The 22,833-nt window shown below is 58.2% G+C and carries 28 protein-coding genes; 3 read left to right on the top strand and 25 right to left on the bottom strand.

Going from position 1 to position 22,833, the window contains the following annotated elements:
• The first annotated feature begins 191 nt into the window (after positions 1-191).
• From coaA to mscL, 3 genes are all read left to right on the top strand, one after another.
• A complete protein-coding gene (gene coaA / locus ADJ95_RS01695) occupies positions 192-1,148 on the top strand; it encodes a type I pantothenate kinase (RefSeq protein WP_049331950.1) in 957 nt (318 codons plus the stop codon).
• A 50-nt stretch (positions 1,149-1,198) separates the two neighbouring features.
• The gene (locus ADJ95_RS01690; RefSeq protein ID WP_049331948.1) at positions 1,199-2,110 is read left to right on the top strand and encodes a M15 family metallopeptidase; all 912 of its coding nucleotides are present in this window, start codon (positions 1,199-1,201) and stop codon (positions 2,108-2,110) included.
• A 292-nt stretch (positions 2,111-2,402) separates the two neighbouring features.
• Positions 2,403-2,783: a large conductance mechanosensitive channel protein MscL gene (gene mscL, locus ADJ95_RS01685; protein ID WP_049331947.1), complete on the top strand. Its 381-nt coding sequence runs from the start codon at positions 2,403-2,405 to the stop codon at positions 2,781-2,783.
• A 178-nt stretch (positions 2,784-2,961) separates the two neighbouring features.
• Here the strand turns inward: mscL and glmM are convergent, their stop codons facing one another.
• From glmM to ADJ95_RS01560, 25 genes are all read right to left on the bottom strand, one after another.
• The gene (glmM, locus tag ADJ95_RS01680) at positions 2,962-4,320 is read right to left on the bottom strand and encodes a phosphoglucosamine mutase (protein ID WP_049331945.1); all 1,359 of its coding nucleotides are present in this window, start codon (positions 4,318-4,320) and stop codon (positions 2,962-2,964) included.
• 309 nt (positions 4,321-4,629) lie between these two features.
• Positions 4,630-5,697, bottom strand: a complete 1,068-nt coding sequence (ppk2, locus tag ADJ95_RS01675; RefSeq protein ID WP_049331943.1) for a polyphosphate kinase 2 — start codon at positions 5,695-5,697, stop codon at positions 4,630-4,632.
• A gap of 235 nt (positions 5,698-5,932) precedes the next feature.
• Positions 5,933-6,424, bottom strand: coding sequence for a 30S ribosomal protein S9 (gene rpsI, locus ADJ95_RS01670; RefSeq protein WP_049331941.1), 492 nt, complete (start codon positions 6,422-6,424; stop codon positions 5,933-5,935).
• Between the two features lie 31 nt (positions 6,425-6,455).
• Positions 6,456-6,899 (bottom strand): 50S ribosomal protein L13, encoded by a 444-nt coding sequence (gene rplM / locus ADJ95_RS01665; protein WP_005505035.1) that lies wholly within the window; start codon positions 6,897-6,899, stop codon positions 6,456-6,458.
• Between the two features lie 366 nt (positions 6,900-7,265).
• On the bottom strand, positions 7,266-8,234 hold the full coding sequence (gene truA, locus ADJ95_RS01660; RefSeq protein WP_049331939.1) for a tRNA pseudouridine(38-40) synthase TruA: 969 nt from the start codon (positions 8,232-8,234) through the stop codon (positions 7,266-7,268).
• 141 nt (positions 8,235-8,375) lie between these two features.
• On the bottom strand, positions 8,376-9,044 hold the full coding sequence (gene rplQ / locus ADJ95_RS01655; RefSeq protein ID WP_049331938.1) for a 50S ribosomal protein L17: 669 nt from the start codon (positions 9,042-9,044) through the stop codon (positions 8,376-8,378).
• A 105-nt stretch (positions 9,045-9,149) separates the two neighbouring features.
• A complete protein-coding gene (locus ADJ95_RS01650; protein WP_049331936.1) occupies positions 9,150-10,142 on the bottom strand; it encodes a DNA-directed RNA polymerase subunit alpha in 993 nt (330 codons plus the stop codon).
• 136 nt (positions 10,143-10,278) lie between these two features.
• Complete coding sequence (gene rpsK / locus ADJ95_RS01645; protein WP_005505028.1) at positions 10,279-10,686, bottom strand: 30S ribosomal protein S11; 408 nt, start codon at positions 10,684-10,686, stop codon at positions 10,279-10,281.
• A 68-nt stretch (positions 10,687-10,754) separates the two neighbouring features.
• On the bottom strand, positions 10,755-11,123 hold the full coding sequence (rpsM, locus tag ADJ95_RS01640) for a 30S ribosomal protein S13 (protein WP_005505026.1): 369 nt from the start codon (positions 11,121-11,123) through the stop codon (positions 10,755-10,757).
• 175 nt (positions 11,124-11,298) lie between these two features.
• On the bottom strand, positions 11,299-11,412 hold the full coding sequence (gene rpmJ, locus ADJ95_RS01635; RefSeq protein WP_004005257.1) for a 50S ribosomal protein L36: 114 nt from the start codon (positions 11,410-11,412) through the stop codon (positions 11,299-11,301).
• A gap of 124 nt (positions 11,413-11,536) precedes the next feature.
• Positions 11,537-11,758, bottom strand: coding sequence for a translation initiation factor IF-1 (infA, locus tag ADJ95_RS01630; RefSeq protein WP_005505018.1), 222 nt, complete (start codon positions 11,756-11,758; stop codon positions 11,537-11,539).
• Positions 11,759-12,096: 338 nt separating this feature from the next.
• Complete coding sequence (gene rlmN, locus ADJ95_RS01625; protein WP_049331934.1) at positions 12,097-13,317, bottom strand: 23S rRNA (adenine(2503)-C(2))-methyltransferase RlmN; 1,221 nt, start codon at positions 13,315-13,317, stop codon at positions 12,097-12,099.
• Positions 13,318-13,384: 67 nt separating this feature from the next.
• Positions 13,385-14,221, bottom strand: a complete 837-nt coding sequence (gene map, locus ADJ95_RS01620) for a type I methionyl aminopeptidase (RefSeq protein WP_080974911.1) — start codon at positions 14,219-14,221, stop codon at positions 13,385-13,387.
• 124 nt (positions 14,222-14,345) lie between these two features.
• The gene (locus ADJ95_RS01615; protein ID WP_049331931.1) at positions 14,346-14,909 is read right to left on the bottom strand and encodes an adenylate kinase; all 564 of its coding nucleotides are present in this window, start codon (positions 14,907-14,909) and stop codon (positions 14,346-14,348) included.
• Positions 14,906-16,213 carry a preprotein translocase subunit SecY gene (gene secY / locus ADJ95_RS01610; protein ID WP_049331929.1) on the bottom strand — a complete coding sequence of 436 codons (1,308 nt, stop codon included), beginning with the start codon at positions 16,211-16,213 and terminating at the stop codon, positions 14,906-14,908. The genes ADJ95_RS01615 and secY overlap by 4 nt, the downstream gene beginning before the upstream one ends.
• Before the next feature lie 285 nt (positions 16,214-16,498).
• Positions 16,499-16,945, bottom strand: coding sequence for a 50S ribosomal protein L15 (gene rplO / locus ADJ95_RS01605; RefSeq protein ID WP_005505008.1), 447 nt, complete (start codon positions 16,943-16,945; stop codon positions 16,499-16,501).
• A gap of 2 nt (positions 16,946-16,947) precedes the next feature.
• The gene (rpmD, locus tag ADJ95_RS01600; RefSeq protein WP_049331928.1) at positions 16,948-17,154 is read right to left on the bottom strand and encodes a 50S ribosomal protein L30; all 207 of its coding nucleotides are present in this window, start codon (positions 17,152-17,154) and stop codon (positions 16,948-16,950) included.
• Positions 17,155-17,156: 2 nt separating this feature from the next.
• Entirely contained in the window at positions 17,157-17,801 is a 645-nt protein-coding gene (gene rpsE, locus ADJ95_RS01595; protein WP_192830492.1) for a 30S ribosomal protein S5, read from the bottom strand.
• Positions 17,802-17,830: 29 nt separating this feature from the next.
• On the bottom strand, positions 17,831-18,190 hold the full coding sequence (gene rplR / locus ADJ95_RS01590) for a 50S ribosomal protein L18 (protein ID WP_005505006.1): 360 nt from the start codon (positions 18,188-18,190) through the stop codon (positions 17,831-17,833).
• A gap of 2 nt (positions 18,191-18,192) precedes the next feature.
• Positions 18,193-18,729 carry a 50S ribosomal protein L6 gene (rplF, locus tag ADJ95_RS01585; RefSeq protein ID WP_049331926.1) on the bottom strand — a complete coding sequence of 179 codons (537 nt, stop codon included), beginning with the start codon at positions 18,727-18,729 and terminating at the stop codon, positions 18,193-18,195.
• Between the two features lie 27 nt (positions 18,730-18,756).
• A complete protein-coding gene (gene rpsH, locus ADJ95_RS01580) occupies positions 18,757-19,155 on the bottom strand; it encodes a 30S ribosomal protein S8 (protein ID WP_049331925.1) in 399 nt (132 codons plus the stop codon).
• Between the two features lie 73 nt (positions 19,156-19,228).
• Positions 19,229-19,789, bottom strand: a complete 561-nt coding sequence (gene rplE, locus ADJ95_RS01575) for a 50S ribosomal protein L5 (RefSeq protein WP_049331923.1) — start codon at positions 19,787-19,789, stop codon at positions 19,229-19,231.
• Positions 19,789-20,124 carry a 50S ribosomal protein L24 gene (rplX, locus tag ADJ95_RS01570; protein WP_049331921.1) on the bottom strand — a complete coding sequence of 112 codons (336 nt, stop codon included), beginning with the start codon at positions 20,122-20,124 and terminating at the stop codon, positions 19,789-19,791. The genes rplE and rplX overlap by 1 nt, the downstream gene beginning before the upstream one ends.
• 3 nt (positions 20,125-20,127) lie before the next feature.
• On the bottom strand, positions 20,128-20,499 hold the full coding sequence (rplN, locus tag ADJ95_RS01565) for a 50S ribosomal protein L14 (protein WP_005504986.1): 372 nt from the start codon (positions 20,497-20,499) through the stop codon (positions 20,128-20,130).
• 693 nt (positions 20,500-21,192) lie between these two features.
• Positions 21,193-22,383, bottom strand: coding sequence for a YncE family protein (locus ADJ95_RS01560; RefSeq protein ID WP_049331920.1), 1,191 nt, complete (start codon positions 22,381-22,383; stop codon positions 21,193-21,195).
• Positions 22,384-22,833 lie beyond the last annotated feature (450 nt).

Here is a 22,833-nt window from a genome sequence, read left to right as displayed (position 1 = left end):
TAAGTTTATCTCATGGTCCAGGTTATCCGCGCAGGGTGAAAATCTGTTATTCGTCACGCTGGGAGCCATTTTTCTAACGCATCTTTTATTCTCTTTTGCTGCGTCCTCCCTTATTTCTTTACGCTTCTCTTTTGCCGGGTTTTATCCGATTGTATTTTCCCCGTGGACGTAAAGTTCGTACACTTGTATAAATGAGCTCCGCACCGTATTTTTCCGGCGATGACCGCTTTATGCGTCTCGACCGCTCTCGCTGGTCGCACCTGGCCGATGAGATTTCCGTTCCCCTCAGCGCAGAGGAGATTGAGTCCCTGCGCGGCCTGGGCGAAACAGTTGACCTCGAGGAGGTTCGGCGTATCTATCTACCTATTTCACGTCTTCTGAACCTCTACGTCACCGCGGCGTCTTCCCTAAACCACATGACGAACGATTTTCTGCATCTGTCCCAGCGCAGGGTACCGTTTATTATCGGCGTGGCGGGCTCGGTCGCCGTGGGAAAATCAACCACGGCACGCATCCTACAAGCGCTTTTGAGCCGCTGGCCCTCCACTCCAAACGTTCAGCTGGTGACGACGGACGGATTTCTATACCCCAAGGCGGAGTTGCAGCGACGCGGCATCATGCACCGCAAGGGATTCCCGGAGTCCTACGATCGTCGAGCCCTGCTGGAGTTCGTTTCTAGGGTCAAGGCGGGCGCTGAGCGTGTCACGGCACCGAAGTATTCGCATCTGTACTACGACATCATCCCCGACGAGCGCATTGAGGTAACCGCCCCGGATGTCCTTATCCTCGAGGGTCTGAATGTCCTGGCTCCTTCGCACGCGGAGGGCCCCGAAACCTCCGATCTGACCCTCAGCGATTTCTTTGATTTTTCCATTTACGTGGATGCGCGCACCGAGGATATTGAGCGCTGGTACGTCGACCGTTTTCTGGCCTTGCGTTCTTCCGCTTTTACGAATCCCGAGTCTTATTTCAAGCGATATGCCGAGCTTAATGATGAGCAGGCCGTTGAGGTAGCAACGGGTATTTGGAAAAGCGTGAACGAGCCAAACCTCGTACAAAATATATTGCCCACCCGTGCTCGCGCCCACCTTATTCTTCAGAAAGGTCCGGAGCATACGGTGGATCAGGTTCTTTTGCGCAAGAATTAGTCCACCCCGCCTAACACAATACGTACGAATAGTTATCTTCAGGAGCTACCGTGGGACCGCACCCGCATCATCACCACTCTTCGCCTTTTCACAACAGCATCATGACCCGCCGCGCCGCTCTGAGCGTGGCGTTGGGGTCTGCCGGTGCGGCCCTGCTGGCCGCCTGTGGCACCCGGGGCTCCGAGGGCTCTTCTGCGTCTTCTACGGGTTCTTCCCCTGCCTCGTCGCCGAGCGTTTCTCCCCTTGCCTCTTCTGCACCTGCTGAAGGCTCCGCTACCCCAACCGAGAGCGCCACGCTGTCGGATTCTCCGAGCGCAACGCCGAGCGGTTCTCCGTCAGAATCGCAGACTGCCTCTGCCTCTCTGGCGGCTGCTCGTCCGAGCGTGGAGTCATCGCCCGAGTCTTTGCGTTGCATGGTGAATAAGATGCGCCCCTTCGCCCAGATAGATTGGGAGCCGAACGACCTCGTGGATTTCGAGGGTCAACAATTGCGGGCAGAGGCCGCGCGGGCCGCGCGCACCATGATGGATGCGGCCAAGGCCGAGGGCGTCACCCTCACGGTCTCGAGCGCGTACCGCTCCTACGCGGTGCAGCAACAGACCTATCAGCACTGGGTTTCGGTCAACGGCCAGCGGTTGGCGGATCAGCTTTCGGCCCGTCCCGGTTATTCGGAGCACCAGACGGGCCTTGCCATCGATTTTTCTTCCCCCGAGGGTTGCCGTCTGGAGGAGTGTTACCGCGATACGCTGGCTGGTCAGTGGTTGGTGAAGAATGCTCCGCGTTACGGATATATTTTGCGTTTCCCTGATGGTCGTCAGTCGGTGACCGGTTATCGTTTTGAGCCGTGGCATTACCGTTATGTGGGTGTGCAGATTGCTCAGGAGTATGTGTCTTCGGGTGCGAAGACTTTTGAGGAGTTTATCGGTACGGGTGCGGCACCCAATTATGCAAGTGCGAGCTAGGGTCTGGGCTAATCTTTCGGCTTTGGTCGGTGCGCCAAGTGGTGATGCGTGTCGTATTTCTGGCTTCCGTGTCAGAAATAAATAGGCACAGTAGATGCATATTTTTTCGCGTACACGCCGCGTAAATCCGCGATTTTTCGCAGGTTTCAGAGATTTTTACTCACCTTTATGTGACCTAGACCTTAAGTATTGGGTACCACAGAACCACTGTGAAGAAAAACACATGCTTTACAACGAAAATTTTCTCAGAATATGGCATTTTCTGAGGCGAAAAGGCGCTATTCTATATCTCATGCTTAAGGGTTTTAAAGATTTTGTAATCCGCGGTAACGTCATCGATCTCGCAGTTGGTCTGATTATGGGTACCGCCTTCACCGCTGTGGTGACCTCGCTTGTCCAGGCCGTCCTGATGCCGGCTATCTCCATGCTGGTTGGCTCCCCCAACTTCGACAACTTCCTGGTCTTCGGCCAGATCAAGGTTGGCGTGTTCCTGACCGCTATTGTCAACTTCATCCTGATTGCAGTTGCTGTGTACTTCGCAGTTGTTGTGCCCACTCAGAAGCTGACTGAACTCGCGCTGGCTAAGAAGAAGGCTGAAGACGAGGCTATTGAAAAGGAAGAGACCGAGCTTGACCTCCTGAAGGAGATCCGCGACGCTCTGGCAAAGAAGTAATTTCTCTGCTCTCTACCACTAATTTTTTAGACCCCCGTATCCCCTGTGGATACGGGGGTTTTCCGTATCCTCGTCCCCCCTCCCCCGCCCAAGATAACGAAGAAGGGCTGGGAAGGTGTTACCTTCCCAGCCCTTTCTCTATCCTCCATTCCGGTCTTCGCGCCGGAAGAGAATACGTTTAGAGTGCCAGTTCCTTAGCCACGACGTCAGCCAGCTGCTGAGCAACCTCATCGGCCTGTTCCTGGGTTGCAGCTTCAACCATCACGCGAACCAGAGGCTCGGTGCCGGATGCACGCAGCAGCACGCGGCCGCTCTCACCCAGTACGCCTTCAGCCTCGCTCACGGCGGTGGCGAGTGCCTCGTTGGTCTTGACCGCCGCACGGTCAACGCCCTTGACGTTGATCAGGCGCTGCGGGGTGGGCTGCATGCGGGCTGCCAGCTCGGAAAGAGTCTGGCCGCTACGAGCCACCTCTGCGGCCAGCTGAATACCGGTCAGCACGCCGTCACCGGTGGTGGCGTAGTCGCTCATGATGACGTGGCCGGACTGCTCGCCGCCCAGGTTGTAGCCGTGCTCGCGCATCGACTCGAGGACGTAGCGGTCACCCACGGCGGTGCGCTCAAGGTTAATGCCGTGCTCGCGCAGGTACAGTTCCAGGCCCAGGCTACTCATCACGGTTGCAACCAGGGTGTCCTTGGCGAGCTTGCCTTCGCGCTTGGCGGCAACGGCAAGAATTGCCATAATCTGGTCGCCATCCACCAGGTTGCCCTTCTCGTCCACTGCCTGGCAGCGGTCGGAGTCGCCGTCGTGCGCAATACCGAGGTTCGCGCTGTGCTCAACCACGGCTGCCTGCAGCTTCTCGGGGTGGGTGGAGCCCACGCCGTCGTTGATGTTGGTACCGTCGGGATTAACAGCCAGGGCAATGACCTCGGCGCCCAGTGCTTCAAAAGCAGCCGGAGATGCCGCGTAGGCCGCACCGTTTGCGCAGTCCAGAACAATCTTCTGACCGGCCAGGGGCTTGTCCTCAGAGAGGGTAGAGACCAGGTGCTTCACGTAGGCCTCGGTACCGTTTTCCAGGGGCTTGACGGTGCCCACAGCGCCACCGGTCGGGTAGCGGAAGGCCTTCTCGCGGTAGACGCGCTCGATAGCGTCCTCAACGGAGTCCTCCAGCTTCTGACCGCCACGGGCCAGGAACTTAATGCCGTTGTCCGCTGCGGGATTGTGCGATGCAGAAATCATCACGCCGAAGTCGGCACCGGTGTGCGCCACCAGGTAGGCTGCTGCGGGGGTGGGGACGATACCGGCATCCAGCACGTCAACGCCTGCGCTAGCGAAACCAGCCTTCATCGCAGAGACGATAAAGTCTGCAGAGGATCGGGAGTCATTTGCAATCACGGCACGGGGACGTACGCCCTCTTCTACCGTGTCAAAACCCAGCACAATAGAGGCCGCCTGAGCGAGCTCCATAGCGAGGGCGGGGGTAATTACATCGTTTGCCAGACCGCGTACGCCGTCGGTTCCAAAAAGTCGTTCAGTCACCCTTTTATTTTACGATGCGCGTAAGTTTCTCCGCGCCCATACACCGCATTTTTTCGAGATGAGATAGTGATTTTCAGTGCGTTCGTAGTTGCTTCTCAGCCCCAAACTAGAGCGGAAGTTCCTTTCGTCATCTCGATAGATGCTTAAGAGCTACTTCCTCTCCTCGCACAACAGAATGTCCGTTCACGACCCATAAGGGAACGGGAACGGACATTCTATGTGCAGTATGGTACGGATTGCGGCTAAAGGCTTTCCCGAAGGTTCGCACCGATGAGGGCAACACCTCAGCCTTTTAGACCGATGTGCCGGTTACTTGACGACGGGGAAGCCGTCGGGCGAGTCGCCAGACTCATCCTCAAAAACGTCGGATGCGGAGCGAACGATCAGCGAGTCGAGCTCGCCCACGACTGCCTCGTCCTTGGAGGGGTAGTCGAACTGGGAGAGCACGTAACGCATTGCTTCCAGACGTGCGCGCTTCTTGTCGTTGGACTTGATAACGGTCCAGGGGGCGTCACCGGTGTGGGTGTAGAAGAACATTGCTTCCTTTGCCGCGGTGTAGTCGTCCCACTTGTCCAGGGATGCCAGGTCGGTGGGGGAAAGCTTCCACTGGCGAACCGGGTCGGTACGGCGGGAGGTGAAGCGTGCGAGCTGCTCTTCGCGGGTGACGGAGAACCAGAACTTGATGATGTGGATACCGGAGTTCACCAGCATGCGCTCCAGGTCCGGAACTTCGCGCATAAACTCGAAGTACTGTGCCTGGGTGCAGTAACCCATCACGCGCTCAACACCGGCACGGTTGTACCAGGAGCGGTCCATCAGGACGATTTCGCCGCCGGAGGGCAGGTGCTTGATGTAACGCTGGAAGTACCACTGGGTCTGCTCGATGTCGGTCGGCTTCTCCAGCGCCACAACGCGAGCGCCACGGGGGTTCAGGTGCTCGGTGAAGCGCTTGATGGAGCCGCCCTTACCTGCTGCGTCGCGGCCTTCGAAGATAATCAGAATCTTTTGACCGGTGGACTTCGCCCAGAGCTGCAGCTTCAGCAGCTCAATCTGCAGGGCGCGCTTTTCCTTCTCGTATGCCTTACGGCTGAGCTTGGTGTCGTAGGGGTAGCCCTTCTTCCATGCCTGCGAGGTTTCGTCGTCCTTCTTGTCCTTGCCGAGGGCGCGGGTAAGGGAAGCCATTTCGTCCAGCTCTGCCGAGTAGTCCTCGACAACGGAGGTGCGGCGTGCCTGGGGCTTCAGGGCTTCCTTGATGGCTTGTTTCTTCTCAGAACCGGTGTGTGCGTGTGCGCCTTCAGCGGCATGGTGGTGGGATTCAGTCTGAGGAGCCTCCACTGCCTTCTCTTCGGGCTGGGTGGAGGGATTCTGCTCTGCCATGAGTACTCTTTTCTTCCTGTCTGCTTTGACTCTTTAACTCTACCGGTGTGCTCTTCGATGAACAAACGTAACAGTTAGGGGCACCCTATACCCTAGAGAGGAAATCGTCCGAGAGCTCTCGGTGGAGCAGACGAGACCCCAGTTCCTCCCCCAGTTCTCAGAGTTCAATCCGGGTACGCAAAACGCCCCGCTCTCTAGGGAGAGACGGGGCGTAACGCTTCGTGAAAACCAGCGATTAACGCTTGGAGAACTGCGAAGCCTTGCGTGCCTTCTTAAGACCAGCCTTCTTACGCTCAATGACGCGTGCGTCACGGGTCAGGTAGCCAGCCTTCTTCAGTGCGGGGCGGTTGTTCTCGCGGTCGATCTCGTTCAGTGCACGAGCGATACCCAGGCGCAGAGCACCTGCCTGGCCGGAGGGGCCACCACCGTTGATGCGTGCGATGACGTCGTATGCGCCCTCAAGCTCGAGGAGCTTGAAGGGCTGGTTGACGTCCTGCTGGTGCAGCTTGTTGGGGAAGTAGTCGTCCAGGCTACGGCCGTTGATGGTCCAGTTGCCGGAACCGGGCACAACGCGAACGCGTGCCACTGCTTCCTTGCGGCGACCAACTGCTGCGCCTGCAACAGTCAGGGCCGGGCGTGCTGCCTTAGCCGCTGCGGGAGCAGCGGACTCCGAGGTGTAGCTGGTCAGCTCTTCCTCGACTACGATCAGCTCTTCGTTCTGAGCCACGATTTCTCCTATTGTTTCTCGTAGGCCCGAATTACTGGGCGACCTGGTTGAATTCGTAGGTCTTGGGCTGCTGTGCCGCGTGCGGGTGCTCGGGGCCAGCGTAGACCTTCAGCTTCTTGAGCTGCTGTGCAGCAAGCTTGTTCTTGGGCAGCATGCCCTTGACAGCCTTCTCAACCGCGCGAACGGGGTTGGTCTCAAGCAGCTCTGCGTAGTTCACGGACTTCAGACCGCCGGGGTAACCCGAGTGGCGGTATGCACGCTTCTGCTCGAGCTTTGCACCGGTCAGGGCGACCTTCTCAGCGTTCACGATGATAACGAAGTCACCGGTGTCAACGTGGGGAGCAAAAGTCGGCTTGTGCTTACCGCGCAGCAGGATAGCGGTCTGGCTTGCGAGGCGGCCGAGAACAACGTCGGTGGCGTCAATGACGTGCCACTGGCGCTCGACTTCGCCGGGCTTAGGAGTATAAGTGCGCAAAATATTGGCCTTTGTCTCGAAATGTACATACGGCGCTTAGTTGGGTATCGCGCCTTTTACTTACGTGCATGACGAACACCCGGGTGAGGACCGAGCTGCCGCCCGTTCTGCCCGTACTCTAGACCGCCTTAACGTCCTGCAACTAGACAGCGGTTAGAGCGCGCTCGGGTAGAACACGCACAACATATCAAGACTATACAGGACGGGACGGCCTTAATCCACCGCCTTCACCTTAAAAATCGGGGTTTTTGGCTTAAAACACGTTTTAAATTCCATCCGTGTAATTCGAATGGAGGAGCTTAGGGCCCGGCGGCCAGGTGAAGGTCCCTCTCCCTCTCTTTCCCTCCCCTGCGTTGAACGTCATTGCTAGGTCAGCTCACTTTCCTCACGACGAGAGCGAGCCCTCTCTGCCTGCGTTCCGTAAAGCTCGGGATGCGGGTAGTAAATCTCCGCCAGAGCCAAGGCATGCGGAGGTGCCAGAGTCAGCGATGCCTCGCGCCCGGGATTCTCAATCCGCTCACGCAGCCAAGCCGCATCGCGCCTACCCGTACCGTACAGTACCAGGGCGCCAACGAGGGAACGCACCATGTGGTGGCAAAAAGCGTCGGCAACTACCCGCACCTCGATGATCCCGCTATCGTTGCGGCTAAAGCTCAGCTCCCGTAGCTCACGAATCGTGGTCGCGCCCTCGCGCGGTTTGCAGAAAGAAAGGAAATCTCGCAGGCCCAGTAGCTGGGTTGCGGCCTCGTTGAGCTGCCTACAATCCAGCGGCTCGGCAACAGCCCAGGTGTAGGTGCGGTGCAGGGGGTTCACGCCGTTAGCGCTCCCGTCAGCAATGCGGTACACGTAGCAGCGGCCCGTGGCTGAAAAACGTGCGTCAAATTCGAAAGGCACCTCGCTTACCGAGTGCACCTGAATCGCCCCCTGCAGAATACCGGCCAGGTTTTTTGGAAGGCCGAGGCGTTCCTCCGCGTCGTAGAGGCAACGCCTCAGAGCACCCTGCAGGCGGCGTGCCAGCGCGGGGGCAGGGTCGTCATCCCCGGTACGTCCCTTCAGACGATCCCAATCAGCCTCGGTCAAGTCGCAGTGTACGGTCTGCTCCTCGGCATGCACTCCGGCGTCAGTACGACCTGCAACCACCACACGATGCGGGCTACGCAGAATAAGCTCCAGCGCGCTCTCGAGCACACCCTGTACAGTAACCAGGTGTGGCTGAGCCGCCCAGCCGCTGAAGAGCGAACCGTCGTAGGCACAATCAATGCGCACGCGATGTGCAGCCACCAGGGGCCTTTCGACGGAACTATTTTCGGGTACGCCCTCTGATACGTTGAGCATAAATGCCTTTCGACGGTCGGTACGTTCGTGGAAGTAGCTCCATGATGCTTCGGTCAGATGTAGATACGCCGACCCGCCGCCCGCAGAAGCGGACGGCGGATCGGCAATATTTAGGCTAGGCCTACGTCAGAGGAATCCGAATTACTCGGACACCTTCTGAGCTGCTGCGCCACCGGCGGGGGCGTAACCTGCAGCCTCTGCAGACTCAGCGGAGTCGAACCAGATCTCAGCCTTGGTGCTGGAGTACCAGCGGGAACCGGGCACGTGGTACTTCATGGAGTCGGCGTTACCCTTAACCTCGAAGCCCTCGGGAGCCTCGCCGGACTCCAGGGGTGCGTGGGAACCGGCGGGCTGACCCTCAGCAGCCTCAGCCTTGGGGGCCTCAGCCTTGGGAGCCTCTGCTGCCTTCTCAGCAACCTTGGTTGCCTCGGCAACGGCGCCCTTGGATGCTACGGGCTCCATCACGAGCTCGATGACAGCCATGGGAGCGTTGTCACCCTTGCGGTTACCGATCTTGATGATGCGGGTGTAACCACCGGGGCGCTCTGCCATTGCGGGAGCAATGACGGTGAAGAGCTCGTGCACGACGGACTTGTCGGCAATCGAACGCAGCACGCGACGGCGAGCAGCCAGGTCGCCCTTCTTACCGAAGGTGATGAAGCGCTCAGCCACCGGACGCAGGCGCTTTGCCTTGGTCAGGGTGGTGGTGATGCGCTTGTGCTGGAACAGCTGCGCCGACAGGTTGTTGAGCATGTGGCGCTCGTGGGTCGGGGAACCGCCGAGGCGGGGACCCTTAGTGGGAGTAGGCATAGTTATTTCTCCATAGTTGCGTTCCCTAACGCCCCAGCAGCGGAGCCTCTTAGGGAATCAAGTTTGACTGATCCCGGGAGAACCGGGTGAACTATTCGGCCGAAATTATTCGCCGGAACCGTCTTCGTCATCAAGCGGGCGTGCGGCGGGCTCAAAGCCGGGAGGGGAATCCTTCAGGGCCAGGCCGAGCTCGGTGAGCTTTGCCTTAACCTCGTCAATGGACTTAGCACCGAAGTTACGGATGTCCATCAGGTCAGCTTCGCTGCGGGTCACGAGCTCACCCACGGTGTGGATGCCCTCGCGCTTGAGGCAGTTGTAGGAGCGGACGGACATGTTCAGGTCCTCGATCGGCAGGGCCAGATCGGCGGCCATGGACTCGTCGGCGGGCGACGGGCCAACTTCGATACCCTCAGCTGCAATGTTCAGCTCGCGGGCCAGGCCGAAGAGCTCGACCAGGGTGCTGCCTGCAGAAGCAACGGCGTCACGCGGTGCGATGGCTTCCTTGGTTTCGACGTCCAGGGTCAGGCTGTCGAAGTCGGTGCGCTGCTCAACACGGGTCGCGTTCACGCTGAAGGTAACCTTCAGAACCGGGGAGTAGATGGAGTCAACCGGGATACGGCCAATCTCGCCATCGCCGACCTTGTTCTGAGCTGCAGTCACGTAGCCGCGACCGCGCTCGATAACCAGCTCAGCGTTGAAGTTTGCCGAGGCGTTCAGGGTTGCCAGGTGCAGTTCCGGGTTGTGGATCTCCACGCCAGCGGGAACCTCGATGTCGCCTGCGGTCAGTTCACCTTCGCCCTGCTTGCGCAGGTAGGCCACGACGGGCTCGTCGTTCTCAGAAGAGATGGAGAGCTTCTTGATGTTCAAGATGATCTCGGTGACGTCCTCGGTCACGCCGGGAACGGTGCTGAACTCGTGCAGTACACCATCAATGCGGACGCTGGTAACAGCGGCGCCAGGGATGGAGGACAGCAGAGTACGGCGGAGGGAGTTACCCATGGTGTAGCCGAAACCGGGCTCCAGAGGCTCGATGGTGAAGCGCGAGCGGTTGGGCGCTACGACCTCTTCAGTCAGAGTGGGGCGCTGTGCAATGAGCACTTTGTTTCCTTTCGGTGAGCTCCGCTATATGAGCCCACAGGTTGGGGAAAACATATCTTAGGAAGCAGACGGGTGTCTGTGCTCTCCGGGTACGCTCCGTGGAGTGTACCCGTCGAGGGATTAGGCCGAAACCTAATTAGACGCGGCGACGCTTCGGAGGACGGCAACCGTTGTGTGCAACGGGGGTAACGTCCTGAATCGAACCGACCTCGAGGCCTGCAGCCTGCAGGGAACGGATTGCGGTTTCGCGACCGGAACCGGGGCCCTTGACGAAGACGTCGACCTTGCGGACGCCGTGCTCCTTGGCGCGGTTTGCAGCGGCCTCGGCAGCCAGCTGAGCGGCGTAGGGGGTGGACTTACGGGAGCCCTTGAAGCCCATGTCGCCAGCGGAGGACCAGGAAATCACTGCACCGGTGGGATCGGTGATGGAGACGATGGTGTTGTTGAAGGTCGACTTGATGTGAGCCTGACCAGCAACGATGTTCTTGCTAACCTTGCGGCGGTTGGTCTTACGAGCTGCCGCAGCGCGAGTCTTGGGAGGCATTTTTGATTCTCCTACAAAGGTTTACTAATACGTTGGTCGGGTAGAGATACCCAACAGAGCAACGTGTCTTACTTCTTCTTACCTGCGACGGTACGCTTCGGGCCCTTACGGGTACGTGCGTTGGTCTTGGTGCGCTGACCGTGAACCGGCAGGCCGCGGCGGTGGCGCAGGCCCTGGTAGGAGCCGATTTCGACCTTGCGGCGAATGTCAGCTGCAACCTCGCGGCGAAGATCACCTTCAACCTTGTAGTTGCCTTCGATGAAGTCACGAAGTGCCACGAGCTCCTGGTCGGTCAGGTCCTTGACGCGGGTGTCAGGGTTGACGCCGGTAGCAGCGAGGGTTTCGTGTGCACGGGTCTTACCCACGCCGTAGATGTAGGTGAGAGCAACTTCCACGCGCTTTTCGCGGGGAATATCAACTCCAGCGAGACGTGCCATACTGGCTTCTCCTTGTTGTTTTCCAGAGGTCTTTAGCATCACTGCCCGGGTTGTTCTGTCCCGGTCCCCGGCCTCTGAGTCCGGAGGTATCCGAAGTCGCCACATTGGACGCTACTTCGGAGCGGTGCCTATGACAATTCCGCCCGTAGGCGGTTATGAAGTCAGCTGCTAGGGATTAGCCCTGGCGCTGCTTGTGGCGCGGGTTTTCGCAGATCACCATGACCACACCGTGACGGCGGATCACCTTGCACTTATCGCAGATCGGCTTAACGCTCGGCTTGACCTTCATCGCATTCCTTTTGATTGCAACTTGATTACTGGCGAGATAAGAGGTTCCCTCACTTACGTTGGGGAACTATTTATCCCTTTGAACACGATTTAAACGCCGCCGGTGGGCGACGTTTATCTCGGGTTTACTTGTAACGGTAGACGATACGACCTCGGGAAAGGTCGTAGGGGCTCAGTTCCACTACCACTCGGTCCTCAGGCAGGATTCGAATATAGTGCTGACGCATCTTGCCCGAGATGTGTGCGAGAACCTTGTGGCCGTTGTCCAGCTCAACACGGAACATCGCGTTGGGCAGAGCTTCAACCACAGAGCCTTCGATCTCGATGACGCCGTCTTTCTTAGCCATATCCTCCGCTAACGTCGGTGCCCGGCGCAGTTGCGTCGGACAAATGTATCTTCTGTTTATGAGCTCACCGAGGTGAGGTGCAGGCGTTTTAAGGCGCACTTAACACCGGCATAAACAACCAACTCATAACTCTACGGCAAATCATCTTTAAAAACAACCGTGATATTTATGACATCTGGCACTTAACCCGCAATGCCAAGAGGTAAAGCATCCCGCATATCACGACTCCGCGGAAGACAGAAGGGCGGCCCCCTCACCCGGCTCATTCCCGAGCAAGTCCCCGAAAAACGCCTTGACATTTTTCAAGGAGGAGGGGCACCGCCCCGTCCACACGTCTGCTACTCTTCCTCTTCCTTAGCAGCAAGCTGGCCGCATGCACCGTCAATATCGGAACCGCGAGTATCGCGAATCGTCGTCGGAATACCGTGGGTACGCAGGCGCTCCACGAAGTTCTGCTCCACGCCCTTGCGAGAAGCCGTCCACTTCGAACCCGGGGTCGGGTTCAACGGAATCGGGTTCACGTGTACCCAACCGCGGCCGCGCTGCGCCAGTTTCTTGCCCAGCAGATCAGCGCGCCAGCCCTGATCGTTAATATCGCGAATCAGCGCGTACTCAATCGAGATGCGACGACCGGTCGTGCGGTAGTAGTCGTAGGCGGCGTCCAGAGTCTCGTCGACCTTCCAGCGCTGGTTAATCGGAATCAGCTCGTCACGCAGCTCATCATCCGGCGCGTGCAGAGACAGCGCCAGAGTGATGGGCAGCTTCTCCATCTCGAACTTGCGGATACCCGGCACCAGGCCCACGGTCGACATGGTCAGACCGCGCGCCGAGATACCCAGGCCCTCCGGAGCCGGATCAATCAGGCGGTGAATGGCGCCCATCGTCGACTTGTAGTTAGCGAGCGCCTCACCCATACCCATGAACACGATATTGGAAACGCGCAACGGACGGGTGTCTTCGCTACCGCCCTCGGCCTCCTCAAGGCCCTTCATCTGCTTCAGGTAGCGGGCGCCGGCCACCACCTGCTCCACAATTTCGGCGGTGGAGAGGTTACGGGTCAGGCCCTGCTGGCCGGTGGCGCAGAAGGGGCAGTTCATGCCGCATCCGGCCTGCGAGGAGATGCACATGGTCACGCGGTTGTCGTAGCGCATAATGACCGACTCAATCAGGGCACCGTCAAAGAGGCGGTGCACGACCTTGATGGTATCCCCACCGTCTGCTTCCAGCGTGCGTACCGGAGTCAGCAGTCGGGGCATGGCCTGCGCGACCATCTGCTCGCGTTCCTTGGCGGGCAGATCCGTCATCTCGGCGGGGTCGGTCACCAAACGCTCAAAGTAGTGCTTCGATAGCTGGGACGCACGGAAGGGCTGGTAACCCAGTTCCTTCAGAAATTCACGGCGGCCGGCCATGTCGAAATCCGCAATATGCTTCGGCGGTTTCGTGCGGCGCGGGGCCTTGAGGGTAATCTGCCCGGGCTTGGGGCGGGTGGTGGAGATTTCGACCGGTACCTTCGTCGAGGTAGGCTCGGTTTTCTCGCACCCGGTAAGAGTTTCGCTCATGGAGCTTCTTCCTGTGTGGTTGATGCTTGGGATGCGTCGCGTGGGCTACTTCCCACTGGCGACTGTATTAGGCGGGGATGGACACGGGGGTGATGCCGAAACGGGCCAGCTCGCTTGCGCCACCGTCTTCTGCAGTCAGAACCCAGATACCTTCGCTGTGCACGGCAACCGAGTGTTCCCACTGGCAGGCATCGGATCCGTCAACGGTCACAACAGTCCAATCATCAGAAAGGACCTTAGTTTCAATGGACCCGGTGACAAGCATCGGCTCAATAGCGAAAGCCATACCGGGCTTAATTCGGGGGCCCAAGTCGCGCACGGCGTAGTTCAGCACATCCGGAGCCATGTGCATCTGCGAACCGATACCGTGGCCCACGTAGTCTTCAATAATGCCGTACTTATCGCCGTATTCTTCGGTAACGTATGCTTCGATAGCCAGGCCGATTTCACCGACCTTCTTTGCCGTGGCCAGTGCGGCGATACCGTGCCACATGGCTTCGCGGGTAACGGCGGACAGCTCGGCGCGGGCTTCGCTCGCGTTGCCGATCAGTACGGTGCGTGCAGAATCGCCGTGCCACTGACGGTTGGTGGCGGGGTCAATCACATATGCGCCACCGTCAATCGAAAGGATATCGCCGTCCTTCAGAACATAGTCGCCGGGGATTCCGTGCACCACCTCGTAGTTGACGGAGGTGCATACGGTAGCCGGGTAGTCGTAGTACCCGTAGAAGTTGGAGGTTCCTCCCAGTTCCAGCATGGTGCGCTCGAAGGCCGCGTTCACCTCGGCCGTAGTCACGCCGGGGCGCGCGGCAGCGACAGCCGCATCGAGGGCGCGGCTGGTGATGACTCCGGCACGGGCCATCTGCTGAAGCTGTGCGTTGGTTTTGATTTCGACTCGTGCCACGATACGGCTCCTTCTGGGTTGGGGGGGGCTACACGCCCAAGCTTAGAACTCTACAGACAGCACTGTACCCCCGCAAGTCTTTGTGATGCATCAGGCACCACAATCGCGGGGGTACAGCAGAGGGTTACTTCAGTGCGTCGAGGATGCGCTCGGTCACCTCGGCGATTTCGCCCAGGCCGTTCACTTCCTTGACGATACCGCGCTCACGGTAAATCGCGATCAGCGGTGCGGTCTCTTCCTCATAGACCTTCAGGCGGTGACGGATGACCTCTTCGTTGTCATCGGTGCGACCCTGCTCAGCGGCGCGGTTGAGCAGACGCTCGACCAGCTCGTCGTTGTCGGCCACCAGCAGCAGAACGCGGTCGATCTTCTCGCCCTTGGCTTCCAGGATGGAGTCGAGCTCGTGCACCTGTGCGGTGTTGCGGGGGTAGCCATCCAGCAGGAATCCGTTGGAGACGTCGCCCTCATCGAGGCGGGCACGCACCATGTTGTTGGTGACAGAGTCGGGAACCAGGTTGCCGGAGTCGATGTACGACTTCGCTTCCTTACCGAGCTCGGTCTCTTCCTTAATGTTCTTGCGGAAGATATCGCCAGTGGAGATGGCGGGAATCTTCAGCGCTTCAGCAATCTTGACGGCCTGGGTGCCCTTACCGGCACCGGGAGGGCCAACGATGAGCAGACGGTTCATCGGAGCAATCCTTCGTAGTTTCGTTGTTGGAGCTGGGCGTTAATCTGCTTGAGAGTATCAAGACCAACACCCACCACGATCAGCAGCGACGCGCCGCCGAACGGGAAGTTCTGGTTTGCGTTGAACAGAATCAGCGCAACGAGGGGAATCATGGAGATGACGCCCAGGTACAGCGCACCGGGCAGGGTGATGCGGTTAAGCACGTAGCTGAGGTAACGCTCGGTCGGCTTGCCCGCACGAATACCGGGGATGAAACCGCCGTACTTCTTCATGTTGTCCGCGACCTCAACCGGATCAAAGGTAACCGCCACGTAGAAGTAGGCGAAGCCAATAATCATGAAGAAGTAGAGAACGATGTACAGCGGGTGATCGCCACGCACCAGGTATGCGTTAATCCAGTTCACCCAGTCCGGCGGGGTTGAGCCGTCGGTAGGGGTGTTGAACTGAGCCAGCAGACCGGGCAGGGTCAACAGGGAGGAGGCAAAAATCAGCGGAATCACACCGGCCATATTGACCTTCAGCGGAATGTAGGTGCTGGTTCCGCCAATGGTGCGACGACCAATCATACGCTTGGCGTACTGCACGGGGATACGGCGAACCGATTGCTCCACGTACACCACGGCAAGCATCACGACGAGGCCGATACCGCAGACCGCTGCGAAAATACCCCAACCGTGGGTCCTCTGGATGGAGCCCAAAGCATTCGGGAAGGAGGAGGCGATAGAGGTGAAAATCAGCAAGGACATACCGTTGCCCACGCCGCGCTCGGTAATCTGCTCGCCCATCCACATGATGACGGTGGTACCGGCGCACAGGGTGACGATGATGAGCAGAATGTGCATCACGTCGTCCTGGGGGATGATGCCGGGGCAGTTACCCAGCAGAACGCCGGAGCGCGCCATCGAGACGATGGTGGTAGCGTTCAGCAGTGCGAGAGCGATGGTGAGGTAACGGGTGTACTGCGTTAGCTTTGCCTGACCCTGGGCACCCTCTTCATGCAGCTCCTGGAATCGCGGGATGACCACGCGCAGCAGCTGAATGATAATGGATGCAGTAATGTACGGCATCACGCCGAGGGCAAAGATTGACAGCTGCAGCAGGGCGCCACCGCTGAAGAGGTTCACAATATCGTAGACTCCGCCACTGGTAGTGTTGGATTCAAGACACTGTTGCACGTTTCCATAGGAAACACCCGGTGCGGGGATAAAGGTACCCAAACGGTACAGCACAATCATTGCCAGGGTAAACAGCAGCTTACGCCGCAAATCGGCAGTCTTAAAGACTCGCCCCACTGCGCTCAGCACATGTCCTCCTGTAAATCTATGGGGCGCCCCTCCCCTCAAAGAGTTTTAGGGCGCAGTAAACACATCTTCCAGTCTATCGTGTTTGGGCGGATGAAAGATAACTTCTCACGAGAATATGTATGTTTTATATTCTTCTAGCGTGATTTTTACCTCTCACGCACTGTCAAAGGGCCTTCAAACAACCTATCCATATATACCAAAACAGATATATAGAACCGTCAGAATAACTTTTCACGCAAAAGCCCCCGCTCGAATCATCCGAGCGGGGGCTTTCAGTAGCTAAGACTACTTAACGGTTACGGAACCGCCAGCGGCCTCGATCTTCTCGATAGCGGAAGCCGATGCCTTGTCGACAACAACGTTCACCTTGACGGAGATTTCGCCGTTGCCCAGAACCTTCACGAGCTCGTTCTTGCGAACGGCGCCCTTGGCAACCAGTGCCTCAACGGTGACATCGCCACCGTTGGGGAACAGCTCCTGGATGCGGTCCAGGTTAACAACCTGGTACTCGGTGCGGAAGGGGTTCTTGAAACCGCGCAGCTTCGGCAGGCGCATGTGCAGCGGCAGCTGGCCGCCTTCGAAGCCTGCACGAACCTGGTAGCGTGCCTTGGTACCCTTGGTACCGCGACCTGCGGTCTTACCCTTGGAGCCTTCACCGCGGCCAACGCGGGTCTTTGCCTTGTGGGCACCCGGTGCCGGGCGCAGATCGTGAATCTTGATAGCTTCTGCCATCTTTACTTGACCTCCTCAACCTTCACCAGGTGAGCAACGGTGTTAACCATGCCAACGGTGACGGGGTCAGCAGTGCGAACAACCTTGTTACCGGGGCGCTTGAGGCCCAGGGAACGGAGGGTTTCACGCATGTTCTGCTTCTGACCAACATAGGACTTGACCTGGGTGATTTCTAGCTTTGCGTCGCTGGGCTGAATACGCTTGGCCATTACTACGCACCTGCCTTCTCAGACTTGGTGTTGCGCAGGTAGCTGGGGATAACCTCGTCGGTGGGCAGGCCACGGCGGGCTGCCACTGCCAGGGGCTCCTCAAGCTGCTTGAGTGCTGCAACGGTTGCGTGAACGATGTTGATCTGGTTCGAGGAACCGAGCGACTTGGACAGCACATCGTGAATGCCTGCGCACTCGAGTACTGCACGCACGGGGCCACCTGCGATAACACCGGTACCAGCGGTTGCCGGACGGAGCATCACAACGCCTGCAGCTGCCTCACCCTGCACGCGGTGCGGGATGGTGCGGTTCTCGATGCGGGGAACGCGGAAGAAGTTCTTCTTTGCTTCCTCGACACCCTTGGAGATTGCTGCGGGGACTTCCTTAGCCTTACCGTAGCCAACGCCGACCAGGCCGTTACCGTCACCAACGACGACCAGTGCGGTGAAGCTGAAGCGACGACCACCCTTGACGACCTTGGAAACGCGGTTGATGGTCACAACGCGCTCGATGTACTTGTCCTTCTCCTCCTCGCGAGCGCGGTTGTTGCGGCGCTCGCCACGGCCACGACGCTCGCCGCGGTTGTTGCGGCGCTCCTCGCGCTGGTTGGAGGTCTCAGCGGTTTCAGCTACTACTGCTTCGCTCACCTGAGTTTCCTTTACGTTCTGCTCGCTCATTAGAGTGCAAGACCCCCTTCGCGTGCACCGTCAGCAACGGCTGCAACACGGCCGTGGTACTTGTTACCACCGCGGTCGAACACGACTGCCTCAACACCTGCTGCCTTGGCGCGCTCTGCAACGAGCTCACCAACGCGCTTTGCCTTAGCGGTCTTGTCCAGGTCAGCTGCACGCAGCTCTGCTTCCATGGTGGAAGCGGATGCCAGGGTCACGCCCTTGACATCGTCGATAACCTGAACGAACATGTGACGGGTCGAACGGGTGACGCACAGGCGCGGACGCGCAGCGGTACCCGAAACGTACTTGCGGATGCGAGCGTGACGACGTGCACGCTGCGCTGCCTTCGACTTGATAGCCATGTTTACTTACCAGCCTTTCCGACCTTGCGGCGGATGTGCTCACCTGCGTAGCGAACACCCTTGCCCTTGTAGGGATCGGGCTTACGCAGACCACGAATGTTTGCTGCAACCTGACCAACGAGCTGCTTGTCGATACCCGACACGGTCAGCTTGTTAGCACCCTCCACTGCGAAGGTAATACCCTCGGGAGCGGTGATGTTGATCGGGTGGGAGTAGCCCAGAGCGAACTCCAGGTCGTTACCCTTCGGGGTCACACGGTAACCGGTACCGACGATTTCCAGCTTCTTCTCGAAGCCGGAGGTCACGCCGATGATCAGGTTCTGAATCAGGGTACGAGTCAGACCGTGCAGCGAGCGAGACAGGCGCTCGTCGTTGGGACGAGACACGACGATCTCGTTGTCGTTCAGAGCGACAGTGATGGGGGAAGCAACCTTGTGGGAGAGCTCGCCCTTTGCGCCCTTAACGGTGACCAGGTTGCCATCGACCTTAACCTCAACGCCGGCGGGAACCGAGATGGGGAGACGTCCAATACGTGACATTATTCTCTTCCTTTCTCTTCTAACCGACTACCAGATGTAAGCGATGACTTCGCCGCCCACACCCTTCTTCGCAGCCTGCTTGTCAGTCAGCAGACCCGAAGAGGTGGACAGGATTGCGATGCCGAGGCCACCCAGAACCTGGGGCAGGTTGGTGGACTTTGCGTAGGTACGCAGGCCCGGCTTGGAAATACGACGCACGCCAGCGATGGAACGCTCGCGGGACGGACCGTACTTGAGGACGAGGGTCAGGGTCTTGCCGACCTTTGCATCCTCAACCTTAACGTCGGCGATGTAACCCTCAGCCTTCAGGATCTCGGCGATGCGAGACTTCAGCTTGGAGTAGGGCATGGATACGGTGTCGTGGTATGCGGAGTTTGCGTTGCGCAAACGGGTCAGCATATCTGCGACCGGATCAGTCATAGTCATTGTGGGCTTGTGCCCTTCCTCGTTGTGGTTTCCCTACCCCGCGGTAACGGGGTCTGGACCTACAACGTAGTCGTTACTTGGTCTTGAACGGGAAGCCCAGTGCCTTCAGAATGGCACGGCCCTCGTCGTCGGTCTTCGCGGAGGTCACCACGGTAATGTCCATACCACGCACGCGGTCGATCGAGTCCTGATCGATTTCGTGGAACATGGACTGCTCGGTCAGACCGAAGGTGTAGTTACCGTTACCGTCGAACTGGCGATCCGAGAGGCCGCGGAAGTCGCGGATTCGGGGCAGTGCCAGGGTGACGAGGCGGTCCAGGAATTCCCACATGCGGTCGCCACGCAGGGTGACGTGTGCACCGATGGGCATACCTTCGCGCAGCTTGAACTGTGCGATGGACTTCTTAGCGCGGGTAACAATCGGCTTCTGACCGGTGATTGCGGTGAGATCGCGAATAGCGCCATCCATGAGCTTTGCGTCGCGAGCTGCCTCGCCAACACCCATGTTTACGACGACCTTAACGATCTTCGGGGTCTGCATGACGTTCTCGTACTTGAACTCTTCCTGCAGAGCGGGAACGACGACCTCAGCGTACTTGGTCTTGAAGCGGGGGGTGATCTTGGTTTCGGTCATTAGATGTCCTTACCCGAACGCTTAGCAACGCGCACGCGAACGGTGCGCTCCTTGCCGTCACGCTCTACAGTCTCGAGGCGGAAACCAACACGGGTCGGCTTCTTGGTCTCGGGGTCAACAATCGCAACGTTGGAAACGTGGATCGGTGCCTCAACCTTCTGAATGCCGCCTGCTGCGCCGGTCAGGGGGTTAGCCTTGGTGTGCTTGGTGACGACCTTAACGCCCTCAACAACCACGCGGTTTTCTTTGGGGAGAACCTTCAGAACCTTGCCCTGCTTGCCCTTATCTGCACCGGAAATAACCTGAACCAGGTCGCCGGACTTGATCTTAGCCATGAATTAGAGCACCTCCGGAGCCAGCGAAACGATCTTCATGAACTTCTTGTCGCGAAGCTCACGACCCACGGGGCCGAAGATACGGGTACCACGGGGATCACCATCAGTGTTCTTCAGGATCACTGCGGAGTTCTCGTCGAACTTGATGTAGGAGCCGTCGGGACGACGGGTTTCCTTCTTGGTGCGGACGACGACTGCCTTGACAACGTCACCCTTCTTTACGGTACCGCCGGGGATTGCATCCTTGACGGTTGCGACAATGATGTCGCCGATGCCTGCGTAGCGACGCGAGGAACCACCGAGAACACGGATGGTCAGGATTTCCTTCGCACCAGTGTTGTCGGCGACCTTCAGTCGCGACTCCTGCTGAATCATATTTCTCCTGTCGTCTCGCCGGTTCCGACTCACTTGAGGCGTGAGCCAGCCTTGCGGAACATTTTTACGGGATTGGTTGACGCCCCGGGCCCCAGCTCTAGGGAAGGGGTTAGCGGAAACGCCTGGGGCAAACCCATGCCAGAAGCATTTGGACCCGCGTGAAGCGGGCGTATCCACCCGTAATTAGCGGCATTATGCACTGGCACGAGAAGCCCGTGGTTGCGCGACTATTTGGATACAGCCGCACAGTCTTAATACTCTACAGGAACCACTCGGGCATTGCAAGGGTTTCACAAACATGATTACCGTCTCTTCTGCGCCTGTCTTACCCCAGTCTTACCGCATCATTGCAGACATCTTCCGCCCATGCATCGGGCCTAGAGGGGGTGAGCTCCTTATTAGACAGTTAAAGCAGGAGGCCCCTTCGTGTAGTTCCTGACGCATAAGAAACTGAAGGGGCCTCGAGAAATCTACCGCGCAATGTGTCAAACAAAGGTGGTAGATATTTATATTTTACTACTTTTTGATATATCCCGTGACAGGCTTGCCGAGGATACTTTAAATACATCGCGCATCCGGCCTATTTTCTACGCATCGCGAGCGCTATTCGCGCTAGCATCTCGGCCTCTTCCCACTGGAAAACACGGGCTGCCGCCCAAGGTTCAACGAGCCAGAGCCCTCTGAGTCCTCCGACTATTCCACCGTAACACGCACACGAGCCAACCCATCGCGAACGATAGAGTTCAGTTCTTCTCCGGGGCGTGATTCGTTCTTCGACTCGTAATACTGACCGCTACAAGCATCCAGCACGTAGGGTACGATAGCCGCGGGATAGTCTCCGGCCTTGTCGATAGCGATTACCGAGCCGTCGGAGAGCAGCACCTGATGATTGATGCGGGTAGGAGCTACTTGAATCGTCTCAACAACTTCTCGGGTCAAAGAGTTGATCACCGTGATGGTGCCACCACCGGCGATGGAGGGCTCTCCCTTACCGCCAAAGTCCGCGACGTAGAGCAGATGACGCTTCGAATCGAAGAGAATATCGGTGGGCATCCGGCCAAAGGGAATATAAGCCAGCTGTTCGCCCTCCAGGCTCAGAATGTACAGGCCGGAGTTCTTGCTTTCAGCTCCCTGTGCCGAAATATAAAGCTCCCCGCGGGCGGGGTCAATCTCCGCGCCGTGTACCATAACGGAGGTTTCAGCATCCTGACCACCCCGCACGGGAAAAACATTAACCCGCTCCCAGGTCTTCAGATCGATAACCCAGATTTCGTCCTTGATAATATTCGGGACATACAGCAGGCCGCTTTCCTCATCGGCGATGGGACCGAGTAGCATTGCGGGACCAAAATCCCGCAGGGGGCTGACGGTGCGCTCCCCCTTATCGTTAGCAGTAGAAATAACCTGGTAACCGCCGGCACCGGTCACGAGTACAGATCCGTCAGGAGCCACATAGAGCTCGCGCGGGGTGAGCATCTCAATATCCTCGGAGCGTGAATCCCACACGAGCGAAAGGTCATCCTGAGAGTACGCGGTGACCGTTTGGGTTCGGGTTCCTCCGGTCCATACCAGACCGCGTTGATTGTCGAGGGCCACCCCATAGGCGGCCTGAATTTGGTAGAGGCCTTCCTGGCCAGGGTTATGGTCCTCGACCACGGGCAGATACGCGGTGAGTTCAGTCTCCAAGGTGTGGGCATTCAGGCGTGCAAGAGTGGCGCACAGGGTGCCATGGGTCTTGGTGTGGTTGAAGCTACCGGTCACGAAGAGAACATCCCGTTCGGGGTTGTAAGCAACCTGATATTGCCCGGCTAGTCCGGGCTGTCGCTCCACGATCTGGCGAGCACCTGAGACTCCCTGCTGTGTTTCGTTATTCGACTGGGACATTCTTCCTCCGAAGGTCTGTGTGTAGGGGGAACAGATATGTGCAGCTCAAGTACCACAGCCGCAAGATGAGAGGCAGCATGGGTCTTATACCTCGCAATGTTGCTCTACATCATACGCTGTGGAGGACGTGACCGCGGGGATAAACGACCTCGGGTCGTCTGCGGCCCGGTGAGCCCACGCATTTCCAAAGGTTTCCGAAAACCATGGCCTTGCGGGGAACCCAAGCTTGAGAGCCACCTCTTCTACATCGGCTGTAGCCACAGAAGAACGGTGGGGAATCCGGCAGTGATTTCGTAACATTTCTTCAGATAACGGCCCGGGATATCGAGTTTCTGCAAAAATCGGCCAAAAAGTTTAGAAATTTAGGGTGATTTTTTCAAAAACCAAGTTTTTTGCCAAAAACTCCCGCTGAAGGTGCGAAATTTAGCGAGATGTACCATAATAGAAGAG

Source organism: Rothia mucilaginosa, assembly GCF_001061665.1.
In the GTDB taxonomy this organism is placed as follows: Bacteria; Actinomycetota; Actinomycetes; order Actinomycetales; family Micrococcaceae; genus Rothia; species Rothia mucilaginosa_A.
The sequence above is the reverse complement of the archived record's forward strand: the minus strand, read 5'-3'. Positions and strand labels throughout refer to the sequence as shown.

Bases quoted from the DNA above. Each gene is read 5' to 3' on its own strand.
- truA (WP_049331939.1), bottom strand. From the start codon at position 8,234: ATGCTCAACGTATCAGAGGGCGTACCCGAAAATAGTTCCGTCGAAAGG.
- coaA (WP_049331950.1), top strand. From the start codon at position 192: ATGAGCTCCGCACCGTATTTTTCCGGCGATGACCGCTTTATGCGTCTC.
- rpsM (WP_005505026.1), bottom strand. From the start codon at position 11,123: ATGGCACGTCTCGCTGGAGTTGATATTCCCCGCGAAAAGCGCGTGGAA.
- rpsH (WP_049331925.1), bottom strand. From the start codon at position 19,155: ATGACTATGACTGATCCGGTCGCAGATATGCTGACCCGTTTGCGCAAC.
- rplO (WP_005505008.1), bottom strand. From the start codon at position 16,945: ATGGCAGAAGCTATCAAGATTCACGATCTGCGCCCGGCACCGGGTGCC.
- rplQ (WP_049331938.1), bottom strand. From the start codon at position 9,044: ATGCCTACTCCCACTAAGGGTCCCCGCCTCGGCGGTTCCCCGACCCAC.
- mscL (WP_049331947.1), top strand. From the start codon at position 2,403: ATGCTTAAGGGTTTTAAAGATTTTGTAATCCGCGGTAACGTCATCGAT.
- rplF (WP_049331926.1), bottom strand. From the start codon at position 18,729: ATGTCACGTATTGGACGTCTCCCCATCTCGGTTCCCGCCGGCGTTGAG.
- rpmJ (WP_004005257.1), bottom strand. From the start codon at position 11,412: ATGAAGGTCAAGCCGAGCGTTAAGCCGATCTGCGATAAGTGCAAGGTG.
- infA (WP_005505018.1), bottom strand. From the start codon at position 11,758: ATGGCTAAGAAAGACGGCGTCATCGAGATCGAAGGCTCTGTGGTTGAA.
- ppk2 (WP_049331943.1), bottom strand. From the start codon at position 5,697: ATGGCAGAGCAGAATCCCTCCACCCAGCCCGAAGAGAAGGCAGTGGAG.
- rlmN (WP_049331934.1), bottom strand. From the start codon at position 13,317: ATGAGCGAAACTCTTACCGGGTGCGAGAAAACCGAGCCTACCTCGACG.
- rplE (WP_049331923.1), bottom strand. From the start codon at position 19,789: ATGACCGAAACCAAGATCACCCCCCGCTTCAAGACCAAGTACGCTGAG.
- rpsK (WP_005505028.1), bottom strand. From the start codon at position 10,686: ATGCCTCCCAAGACTCGCGCTGCGGCAGCTCGTAAGACCAACCGCCGC.
- rplN (WP_005504986.1), bottom strand. From the start codon at position 20,499: ATGATTCAGCAGGAGTCGCGACTGAAGGTCGCCGACAACACTGGTGCG.
- ADJ95_RS01560 (WP_049331920.1), bottom strand. From the start codon at position 22,383: ATGTCCCAGTCGAATAACGAAACACAGCAGGGAGTCTCAGGTGCTCGC.
- ADJ95_RS01615 (WP_049331931.1), bottom strand. From the start codon at position 14,909: ATGAACCGTCTGCTCATCGTTGGCCCTCCCGGTGCCGGTAAGGGCACC.
- rpmD (WP_049331928.1), bottom strand. From the start codon at position 17,154: ATGGCCAAGCGTATTCAGCCCAGCGACGCAAAGCTAGAAATCACCCAG.
- rplR (WP_005505006.1), bottom strand. From the start codon at position 18,190: ATGGCTATCAAGTCGAAGGCAGCGCAGCGTGCACGTCGTCACGCTCGC.
- rplX (WP_049331921.1), bottom strand. From the start codon at position 20,124: ATGGCTAAGATCAAGTCCGGCGACCTGGTTCAGGTTATTTCCGGTGCA.